The organism is Frankia sp. CoWAU3, assembly GCF_977971855.1.
In genome coordinates this window covers 9,992-20,350 of the sequence record NZ_CDWWXB010000031.1, presented here as the reverse complement: position 1 = coordinate 20,350, position 10,359 = coordinate 9,992, and the positions used below count along the sequence as shown (strand labels likewise).

At 73.3% G+C, this 10,359-nt stretch carries 10 protein-coding genes; all 10 read right to left on the bottom strand.

All coding sequences use genetic code 11. The annotated features are described in order from the left end of the window. Nucleotides 1-977 (bottom strand): cobyric acid synthase (locus AC08ON_RS05350; RefSeq protein WP_476616549.1); only part of this gene is annotated, 977 nt, incomplete at its 3' end. Continuing rightward, a complete protein-coding gene (locus AC08ON_RS05345; protein ID WP_476606733.1) occupies nucleotides 974-2,035 on the bottom strand; it encodes a cobalamin biosynthesis protein in 1,062 nt (353 codons plus the stop codon). The genes AC08ON_RS05345 and AC08ON_RS05350, both read right to left, overlap by 4 nt. Before the next feature lie 3 nt (nucleotides 2,036-2,038). Then, nucleotides 2,039-5,089 (bottom strand): DEAD/DEAH box helicase, encoded by a 3,051-nt coding sequence (locus AC08ON_RS05340; RefSeq protein ID WP_476606732.1) that lies wholly within the window; start codon nucleotides 5,087-5,089, stop codon nucleotides 2,039-2,041. Nucleotides 5,090-5,170: 81 nt separating this feature from the next. Further along, a complete protein-coding gene (gene tatC / locus AC08ON_RS05335) occupies nucleotides 5,171-6,220 on the bottom strand; it encodes a twin-arginine translocase subunit TatC (RefSeq protein ID WP_476606731.1) in 1,050 nt (349 codons plus the stop codon). 76 nt (nucleotides 6,221-6,296) lie between these two features. Continuing rightward, a complete protein-coding gene (tatA, locus tag AC08ON_RS05330; protein WP_476606730.1) occupies nucleotides 6,297-6,584 on the bottom strand; it encodes a Sec-independent protein translocase subunit TatA in 288 nt (95 codons plus the stop codon). Between the two features lie 337 nt (nucleotides 6,585-6,921). Next, nucleotides 6,922-7,137 carry a hypothetical protein gene (locus AC08ON_RS05325; RefSeq protein WP_476606729.1) on the bottom strand — a complete coding sequence of 72 codons (216 nt, stop codon included), beginning with the start codon at nucleotides 7,135-7,137 and terminating at the stop codon, nucleotides 6,922-6,924. A 10-nt stretch (nucleotides 7,138-7,147) separates the two neighbouring features. Further along, complete coding sequence (locus tag AC08ON_RS05320) at nucleotides 7,148-8,125, bottom strand: helix-turn-helix transcriptional regulator (RefSeq protein WP_043590948.1); 978 nt, start codon at nucleotides 8,123-8,125, stop codon at nucleotides 7,148-7,150. A 55-nt stretch (nucleotides 8,126-8,180) separates the two neighbouring features. Then, nucleotides 8,181-9,203 (bottom strand): helix-turn-helix transcriptional regulator, encoded by a 1,023-nt coding sequence (locus AC08ON_RS05315; RefSeq protein ID WP_476606728.1) that lies wholly within the window; start codon nucleotides 9,201-9,203, stop codon nucleotides 8,181-8,183. 178 nt (nucleotides 9,204-9,381) lie between these two features. Beyond that, entirely contained in the window at nucleotides 9,382-10,041 is a 660-nt protein-coding gene (locus tag AC08ON_RS05310; RefSeq protein WP_476606727.1) for an FKBP-type peptidyl-prolyl cis-trans isomerase, read from the bottom strand. Between the two features lie 14 nt (nucleotides 10,042-10,055). Next, on the bottom strand, nucleotides 10,056-10,359 hold a 304-nt coding region (locus AC08ON_RS05305), incomplete at its 5' end, for a proteasome accessory factor PafA2 family protein (protein WP_476616548.1).

Sequence of the window (10,359 nt, the reverse complement as noted above, 5' to 3'; positions counted from 1 at the left end):
AGACCACGGCGACGCAGCCAGCGCAGGTCCTCGACGGTGGAACGGGTGCCCGGCAGGATCACGAGGTCGGCGTCGGCGAGCTCGTCCGGTCGGGTGGCCAGGCGCACCGCGACCCCGGGCTCGACGCGCAACGCGTCGATGTCGGTCACGTTCGACAGCCGGGGCAGCCGGATGACGGCGACCCGCAGCACCTCCCGCCGACCGCCGTGCGAGGCAGGCCGCGCCTCGGGACAGGGCTCGGCGTCGGGGAAGGCGGCGAGGTCGAGGGAGTCCTCGACGTCCAGCCACAACCCCGCCTTCCAGGGGACGACGCCGTGCACCGGCCGGCCGGTGAGCCGTTCGATCTGGCGCAGCCCGGGTTCGAGCAGCCGGGCGTCGCCACGGAATCGATTGATCACCCAGCCGGCAACCAACGCCTGGTCGGCCGCATCGAGCAGGGCCAGCGTGCCGAACAGGGCGGCGAAGACCCCGCCCTTGTCGATGTCGCCGACCACGATCACCGGCAGGTTCGCGGCGCGCGCCAGGCCCATGTTGGCGATGTCGGTCGAACGCAGGTTGATCTCCGCCGGGGAACCGGCCCCCTCGCAGATCACCGCGTCGAACCGGCCGCGCAGGTCGTCCAGGCACTCCAGGACGATCGCGGCCAGCCGTTCCTTGTACGGGCGGTAGCCGAGCGCGTCGACCTCGGCGACCGGGCGGCCCAGCACAACGAGCTGGCTGTGCCGCTGGCCCCCCGGTTTGAGCAGCACCGGGTTCATCGCCGCCTCCGGTTCGACACCGGCCGCCGCCGCCTGCATCGCCTGGGCCCGGCCGATCTCCGCACCATCGGCGGTGACCGCCGAGTTCAACGCCATGTTCTGCGCCTTGAACGGGGCGACCCGCACCCCCTCCCGCGCCAGCCACCGGCAGATCCCCGCGGTCAGCACGCTCTTGCCGGCATCCGACGCGGTCCCGGCGACCAGCAGTCCCCCGCTCACCGGCGGCGCTCTCTTCTCCCGGGCCCACCAGAGCCCTCGGAGCCAGAGCGTCCGGAGCCGGTACCGAGGCCGAGGCGCGCGGTCAGGGCGGAGGTGACCAGCCGCGCCACCGGAGCCGCCGCCGCCGTCAGCGCGACACAGACCACGCTCACCGCCGCGGACAACCGGGCCGCGGCTGCGACGTCCGCGCCCTGCGGCCGCCGGCCGAACCCGAGCTCCGGCCGGTGCTCGACGCGGTAGGGGTAGCGCAGCTCTCCCCCGAGCCGCAGCCCCAGCGCCCCGGCGAACGCGGCCTCCATCATCCCGGCGTTGGGGCTGGGATGCGACCGGCCGTCCCGGCGCATGACCCAGTACGCGTCGACCGCCGAACCGCCGACGACCGGGGCGCACGCGCAGGTCACCAGCGCGCACATCCGCGCCGGGAACAGGTTCGCCAGATCGTCGAGGCGCGCCGCCGCCCAGCCGAAGCGTTCGTACCGGGGGCTGTGGTGTCCGATCATCGCGTCAAGGGTGTTGATCGCCCGGTAGGTGACCAGGCCGGGCAGGCCGGCGAGCGCCCCCCACCACAGCGGGGCGACCAGCGCGTCGGAGGTGTTCTCGGCGATGGACTCGATCGCGCCGCGGGCGATCCCGGCGGCGTCCAGCGACGCCGGATCGCGTCCGCACAGCGCCGGGAGCCGTTCCCGGGCCGCGGCGAGATCGTCGGCGCGCAGCTCCTCGCCGAGGCGTCGGCCCTGACGGCGCAGCGAGGCGCCACCGAGGACGGTCCACGTGACCGCCGCCGTGAGCGCGACGGCGCGTTCAGCGGCGCGTTCAGCGGCGCGTTCAGCGGCGACGGCGGGCACGGCGACCGCGGCTAGCAGCACCGCGGTGTGCAGCGCTCCGGGCGCCCGGCCGTCCCGGTAGAGCCGGTTCTCCAGCCAGGACGCGGCCCGCCCGAACCCGGCGACCGGATGCAGCCGCGCCGGGTCGGCGAGCAGCCCGTCCAGCACGGCACCGAGGACCAGACCGAACGCGCGCACGGCGCGGGAAGGGACCACGGCGCGGGAAGGGACCACGACTCAGACGCTCATCGCGTACGCGACGACCCCGCGACGGACGGCGTCCATCGCAGCCCGGGCGGTCCGGCGCACCCGCGCGCCGTCCGGCGTTCCCGGGTCCGCCCGCACCATCGGAGCGACCTGCGCGATCTGGTCAAGGATGTCGATGAGCTGGCGCATCCACCGGACGAAATCGCCGGCGGTCAGTTCCACGGAACTGTCGGTCAGCACCCGTTCCAACGTGCGGCCCGCGGCCCAGTCGTGCGCGACGGCGACGAATCCGAGCTCGGGCGGGCGCAGGAACGCGAGCCGGTGGGCCTGCTCGGCCTCGGCGAGCCGCTCCGACAGCCGGACCATCTCGGCGAGGCAGTCGCGTAGCGCCGCGCCGCCCGGCAGCGCCGGGACGCCGACGTCGTCACCGCGCGGCTCGAACACCAGCGTGGACACGGCGGCGGCCAGCGCCGGCGGGGTGAGATCGTCCCAGATGCCGGCGCGCAGGCATTCGGCGACGAGCAGGTCCTGCTCCGAATAGATGCGCGCGAGCACCCGCCCGGCGGCGGTGACGCGGTCCCCGTCCAGGTAGCCGAGGTCCTCGAGCGCGGCGCGGACCCGGTCGAACGTCTTCGCGACCGTGTTCGTCCGACCCTCCACCTTCCGTGAGATCGCGGCGGTCTCCTTGACCAGCCGGTTGACCTGCTCGGCGGAGCGCAGGTGCTCCTCGCGGCGCGGACAGTCGTGCACCGGATGGGCGCGCAGGGCCCGGCGCAGCCGGGCGAGCTCGGCGTCGTCCGCCGCGGCCGAACGGACCCTGGCCCGCCGGCCCGGAGGGGCATCGGGGTTGACGTCGGCGGCGCGCAGGGAGGAGGCCAGATCCCGGCGTGACTGCGGCGAGCGCGGGTTGAACGACCGCGGCACCCGGACCCGGCCGAGCGGTTCGACGGCGACCGGGAAGTCGGTCAGGGACAGCCTGCGAACCTGCCTGTCCGCGGTGAGCATCACCGGCCGCGGGCCGTCGGCGGCATTCGCGGCGGCGGCGGCGTCGGCGTCGAGCACGACAGCGAGCCCGCTGCGCCGCCCGGCGGGCACCCGCACGATGTCCCCGGTCCGCAGCCGGGCGAGCGCCGCCGCGGATTCGGCCCGCCGGCGCGCCGAACCCTCCCGCGACAGCGCGGCCTCCCGCTCAGCAATCTCCCGGCGCAACCGGTCGTACTCGCCGATGTCACCCTTGTCGCAGCTCAACGCCTCACGCTTCGCGTCGATCGCCTCGGTGTTGCGCTGCACCGCCCGGGCCAGGCCCACCACGGCCCGGTCGGCCTGAAACTGCGCGAACGACGACTCCAGCACGGTGCGTGCCCGCTCCCGCCCGAGCCTGCCGACCAGGTTGACGGCCATGTTGTACGACGGCCGGAACGACGAGCGCAGCGGATAGGTCCGCGTGGAGGCCAGCCCCGCGAGCGCGAGCGGATCCAGCCCCGGCTGCCACAGGACGACCGCGTGGCCCTCCACGTCGATGCCGCGCCGCCCGGCGCGGCCCGTCAGCTGGGTGTACTCCCCCGGGGTGATGTCCACGCGGCTCTCGCCGTTGAACTTCGTCAGCCGCTCCAGCACGACGGTGCGGGCGGGCATGTTGATGCCGAGCGCCAGGGTCTCCGTGGCGAAGACCACCCGGACCAGCCCCTGGACGAACAGCTCCTCCACGATCTCCTTGAAGGTTGGCAGCATGCCGGCGTGGTGGGATGCGATGCCGCGTTCCAGCCCCTCCAGCCACGCCCAGTAGTCGAGCACGGCGAGGTCGGTCTCGGGGATCCCGGCGGTGCGTTCCCGGACCAGGGTCCGGATCCGCTGCTGCTCCGCGGGGCCGACGAGCCGCAGACCCGCACGCACGCAGGAGGTGACCGCCGCATCGCAGCCGGCCCGGCTGAACACGAAGACGATCGCCGGGAGCAGGCCGTCGCGGTCGAGCCGTTCGACGACCTCCGGCCGGCCCGGCACCCACGTCCGCCGGCGCGCGCCGGGCGCCGGGCGACCGCGGCCGACTGCGGGAGAGCCCCCCGACAGCGCCCGGCTCTCCTCGCGGGCCAGCCGCAGCAGGTCCGGGTTCACCACTCGTCCACCGACCGCCGTCGGACCACCACGGGCCGCGGGGATGGCTGCCACGGGCGCCTGGCCGGCACCCCCATTGCGGCCACGGTCGCCACCGCGACCACCCTGGGTGGCCCGGCCCCGTTCGCCGTTGCGGTTGCCGCCCCGCCCCCGTCCGCGGTCCCGGTCGCCGCCGCGCTCCCGGTCGCCGACGGCGGCGCGCCGGGTGCCGGTTACCTCGAATCCGGCTTCGACCCCGGCGTTCCACCTCGACCGGACGAGATCATCGTCCAGGGTGGCACGGAGTGCCGCGGATCCGCCCGGCGGCGGCGTACCGGCAGTGTCCTCGAGGAACAGGTCGTACAGGGTGCGGTCAGCGAGCACATGCTGCCACAGCGGAACGGGACGATGATCGCTGACGATGACCCGGGTATGGCCGCACACCGTGACCAGCCACTCGGCGAACTCCTCGGCGTTGCTCACCGTTGCGGACAGGGAGACCAGCCGGACCTGCGCCGGCAGATGGATGATGACCTCCTCCCACACGGCGCCGCGCTGGCGGTCAGCGAGGTAGTGCACCTCGTCCATGACGACGTAGCCGAGGTCGTCCAGCCGGCCGTTGTCGACCGGGCCGGCGTAGAGCATGTTGCGTAGGACCTCGGTGGTCATCACCACGATCGGGGCGTCGCCGTTGCGGGAGGTGTCCCCGGTCAGCAGGCCGACCGAGACGGCGCCGTAGCGGGAGACGAGATCGGCGTACTTCTGGTTCGACAGCGCCTTGATCGGCGTCGTGTAGAAGCAACGCGTCCCGGTGCGCAGGGCGAGATGGGCGGCGAACTCGCCGACGACCGTCTTACCCGCTCCCGTCGGGGCCGCGACGAGCACCCCTTCACCGGCAGCCAGCGCCGCGACCGCCTCGAACTGGAACGGGTCGAGTCCGAAGGGGAGGCCAGCGGCGAACTCCACAAGAATCTCGGGCGTGGAGGACACATCAGCCACCCTACGGGACGCGACGGCCGGCAGCCGACCGGTTCATGCCGGTCCCGACCGGCCGGGAAGAACCTACGAGCGTCAGGTGATGTCGCCGTGGGTGACGTCGGTGCTTGGGGAGACGGGGGCCGTCCCCGCGCCGACGGGTGTTGACGACCCGGTGCCGGCAGGGTTCACCGTGCCGGGCGGGTTCACCGTGCCGGGCGACGTGGCCGTCGCCGCGGAGGCCGCGGGGCGGGGCGGGGCGTCGTCGAAGTCCAGCGGGGAGGTCTCGTCGTCGTCCAGGTCGGCATACGGGGAGGTGTCCCCGCGGCGGGCCACCCGCCGGTCGTTCAGCCACCCGATGATCAGCGCGACCTCGTAGAGGAGCACCATGGGCAGGCCCAGCGCGAGCATGGTGAACGGGTCCTGGCTGGGGGTGACGACCGCGGCGAACACGAACACCAGGAAGATCTCGGGCCGCCGCCAGGAGCGCAGCTTGGCGGTGCTGACGATCCCGGCCAGATTCAGCATCGTGACGAGCAGCGGAACCTCGAACGACAGTCCGAAGATCAGCAGCATCGCCTGGACGTAGCTGAGGTACCGGTTGCCGTCCAGGACGCTGACCAGCCCGTTGCCGCCGAAGCCGAGCAGCAGGCCCAGCCCGGTCGACAACGTCAGGTAGGCGAAGACCGCGCCGGTGGCGAACAGGACGAGGGAGACACCGACGAAGGTCAGTGACCAGCGCCGCTCATGACGGTGCAGACCAGGGGTGATGAAGGACCAGAGTTGGTACAGCCACACCGGCGAGGAGACCACCACCGCGGCGATCATGGAGATCTTCAGGCGGATGGTGAACGCGTCGAGGATGCCGAAGAAGTACAGGGTGCAGTCGTTCGCCGCCAGGCCGTCCGGGCTGAACCGCTTGCTCGCCGGCAGGTCGCAGTATGGCGCCTTGAGCCAGTCGAAGATGCGCGGCTCGAAGATGAAACAGACGACACCGGCGATCGCGAACGCGAGGAGCGCGATGGCGACGCGGTTGCGCAGCTCACGCAGATGCTCGGTGAGCGGCATGCGACTGTCCTCGACAGTGCGCGTGCGGCGGTGGTTCACCGAGGCGACGAGCCTTCGCGGCGTGGGCAACCCTGGCACGTCGGCGGCTCCTGGTCGAGAGGAAGGAGGAAGGGGCGCCGGCGGACGCCCGACAGGCCGTGGAACCGCCGTGAGGTCAGCCCCGGTCGGCGGCCGACGCGGTGCCGTTCACGGACGAGGCGGAGACCTGACCGGGCGCGACGGCCTGCGGCTGGGCCACCGGCGGCTGGGCCTCGATCGGCAACGGGGCCGGCTGCGCCGCGAGCGCGGGCTGGTCATCCTCGCGCAGGCCCTTCGTCTCGGCCTTGAAGATGCGCAGCGAACGACCGAAGGAACGCGCGGCGTCGGGAAGCTTCTTCGACCCGAATAGCACCAGAACGACGAGAGCGATGATGATGATTTCGGTGGTGCCCAGGTTTGGCATGGTCGGCGTCCTCCGATGAGCGCGGTACCGAGCCCGGTCCGACGACCGGTGCGATCGATGCTACGTCCGCCAGCCTAGGAGGGGATAGACGGCGTGCGGGTATCCCGGAGATGACGGATGCGCAACGAAGTCAGCCTGCACGATAGCTCGTAGCACTCGGCGGGGAAAGCGTGTCCACAACGACGCCGGAAACCCAAATCATCACCGACCGCTACCTCGTCAAGCCGGAAGTCCCAAATTGTGGCGACACAACGCCATATGGCACGATCGACGTCACGCGACGGTCGCTCCCGGCAGACCACACGGGGACCACGGATCCGGTCAGGCGAGGATCCGGTCAGGACGTGCGTTCGGCGAGCCGCGCACTGACCTCGGCGTGGTCGAGCCGCGCCGCGAGCGCCGCGGTGTCCGAGGCCAGGGCCGAGACCCGCGCGGACAGCTCCGTCGTGACGGCCCGCACCGCGCGCATCTTCTGCCACACCCGCCACGCACTGAGCGCCAGCAGGGCAAGCGCGCCGACGATGAGGACGAGGTAGAGGAGCGCCCAGAACATACCGATCACCCTACTCGGCGGTCGGCGTGAGCCCGTAGGCGAGCAGGGCCCGGCGGGCCAAGGCGTGCACCTCCTCGGCGAGCGCCGGCGGCTCGACCACCCGCACGTCGGCCCCGAGGCCGAGGACCAGCCGGTGCAGCCAGAAGGTCTCCCCGGCGTACAGCGTGACCTCGAGCCGTCCACCGGGCAGCTCGCGCATCCCGGTGACCGGGTAGTAGTCGGCCACCCACCGGGCCGGGGACGCCAGCTCCAGCACGACCCGCACGTCAGCCGGGCCGGGCCGGTAGATCCCCTCCCTGGTGTCGCGGGACACCGTGCCCGGCGGCGGAACCGCCGGGGCGTCGAGGATCGTCACCCCGCCCGGCCCGTCGATGCGGTCCAGCCGGAACAGCCGCACCGCCTCCGCCCGGTGGCACCATCCCTCCAGGTACCAGCGGCCGTCCTGGACCAGCACCCGCATCGGGTCGACCTCGCGCTCGGTCAGCTCGTCGCGGGACCACACCAGGTAACGCAGATGCACCCGCCGGCGGTCCCGCAGCGCCCGCTGCACCACCGCGAGGACCTCGTCGTGGACGTCGAGGGTGACGCGTACCTGGCCGACGGCGGCGGTGCCGGCGGTGCCGACCGCCTCCTCCAACTTCTCCAGCGCCCGATCCAGGGCCTCGCGGCCGGCGAGGCCGGGCACGTCGGCGAGCGCGCGGGCTGCGACGATCAGGGCGGTCGCCTCGTCGACCGACAGCCGCAGCGGCCGGTCGAGGGTCTGCGGATCGACGATGGTGATCTGATCGCCGGAGTAGCTCAGGTCGATGAGGTCCCCGGGCGCGCCGCCGGGCAGGCCGCAGACGAACAGCAGGTCGAGGTCGTCGCGCAGCTGGCGGGGGGTGACCCCGAAGGCCGCGGCCGCCTCGGTCAGGGAGATCCCGGGATGCGCCCGCAACCAGGGGACGAGCGCGAGCAGCCGGCTCAGCCGGTCGGTGGCGGCACTCACCGCGTGCCCGGGGCGGGCGGTGGACGATGAGCCGGGGCGGGCGCCGCACGGCGGATCATCGGGCGCTCACCGGACGTTCGTCGCGGCGCACCCCCGCAGGTGGGGACGCCACGTCGCGGGCGGCGGTGTCCGCGAGCGTGGCGGCGGTGCCCGTGAGGGCCGCCCGGAGCCGACCGACCACAGCCGCGCGCAGCTCGGGTGGGTCGACGACGACGACGTCCGGACCCGATCCGACGATCCACCGGGCGAGCTGTTCGGTGTCGGCGAAGTCCATCTCCAGCAGATCCATGCCCGGCGGTGGATTCGTATCCGGCGACGGGCGGGCGTACCGCCGCAGCGCGTGCGCGCTGCCCCGGCGGACCGCCAGCGTGGCGGTCCGGAAGCGGTCCGGGGGGGCCTGCGCCGAGACCATCGCCCGCAGGTCGACCCCTGGCGGGACCTGGACCGCGCCGGCCGGTCCGACCATGCGCACCGGGCCGGTGAACCGGGACAGCCGGAACACCCGGGCCGCACCACGGTGCAGGTCGTGCCCGGCAAGGTACCACCGCCCCCGCCACGACAGCACCCCCCAGGGCTCGACGTGCCGGTCGGCGGAGTCCATCTCACCGACCTTCCGGTACGGGAAGCGGATGGTCCGACCGGCCTGGACCGCCGCGAGGCACTGCTCGAAGGCCGGCTCGGTCGCATCGACCCGCGGTTCGAAGCCGTCGAGCGCGCCGAGCCCGCCACCGCTCACCGCGGCCCCGCCCGCGGCGAGCTTGCGCAGGGCGCTGGCGGCCGGCCCGGCGAGCGCCGTGCTCGACCACAGCGAGCCGGCGACGGCCAGGGCCGCGGCCTCGTCCGGTTCCAGGGCGATGTCGGGCAGCGCGTAGTCGCCGCGGCGGATGCGGTAGCCGGTCTCGTTGCTGAACGCCGAGTCAGCGCCGGTCTCCAAGGGGATGCCGATCTCCCGCAGATACGCCTTGTCCCGCTCGAACATCCGCCGGAAGGCGTCCTGCTCCTCCTCGGTGCGCCCGGGCTCGTAGCCCTCCACCAGCTCGCCGATCTGGGACACGGTGAGGAAGCGCGATGTCGCCATCAGGCACATCGTCAGGTTGAGGAGCCGCTCCACCCGTCGCCGGGACACACCCGTAAAGGGTAGCCGCCGGAGTTCACCGGGCACGCACCACCCCATCCCCGCCGCTGGCGCACCGGTCCCACCGGTCCCACCGGGCCCACCGGGCCACCCGCGGCCGGGCCGGGTGAAGGCCCGTGGGCTACGGCTGGCCGGCGCCGGCCCCAACACCCGGCGTGGCGCCGTCGACCGCGATCAGGTCCACCACGAACACCAGGGTGTCGTCGGCGAGGATCGTCGGCGGACGTCCCCCCACCGGGCCGTACCCGAGGTCCGGCGGGATGATGATCTGGCGGCGGCCGCCGACGCGCATCCCGTCGATGCCCTGCCCGAAGCCGGCGATCGTGCCGTCCAGCGGGAAGGTCGCCGGCTGGCCCCCCGCCCAGCTGCTGTCGAACTCCTTGCCGTCGCGCCAGAGCACGCCCACGTACCGGACCGTGACGGTGCTGGTGGCGGAGGCGAGCGCGCCGTGACCGGTCACGAGATCGGTGGTGACCAGCGTGGCCGGCGCCGTCCCCCGGCCCGCCGCGGAGATCGGCTTGCGGCTCAGGTCGGTGGCACCCGCGACCGCGGGGACCCGCCCGGAGGTATCGTCGGCGGCCGTCCGGGAGGGCACCGGCGCCGCCCTGGTGCCGTCGGGGGCGTCGGAGGCGCCGCAGCCGACCAGGAGCGGGGCGAGCAGCACGGCACCCGCGAGCAGGTGCCGGCGGGTGGCGGACGGCCGACGGCCGCTGCCACGCGAGCCGGGACGGGCTGACGCGAAGGGCAGGACGACGCCGGCGCGTCGCGGCACGAACATCACAGGGGCTCGAGTCCTCACATACTGGCGATGAGCTTGTCGACCCGATCATCAACGGAACGGAACGGGTCCTTGCACAGGACCGTACGCTGGGCCTGATCATTGAGCTTCAGGTGGACCCAGTCGACCGTGAAGTCCCGGCGTTTCTCCTGGGCACGCTTGATGAACTCGCCGCGCAGCCGGGCGCGGGTGGTCTGCGGGGGGCGTGACTTGGCCTCGAAGACGTCGAGATCACGGGTGACGCGCTCGACCAGACCAGCCCGTTCCATCCGGTAGTACAGGCCCCGGTCGCGGTGGATGTCGTGGTATTTCAGGTCGAGC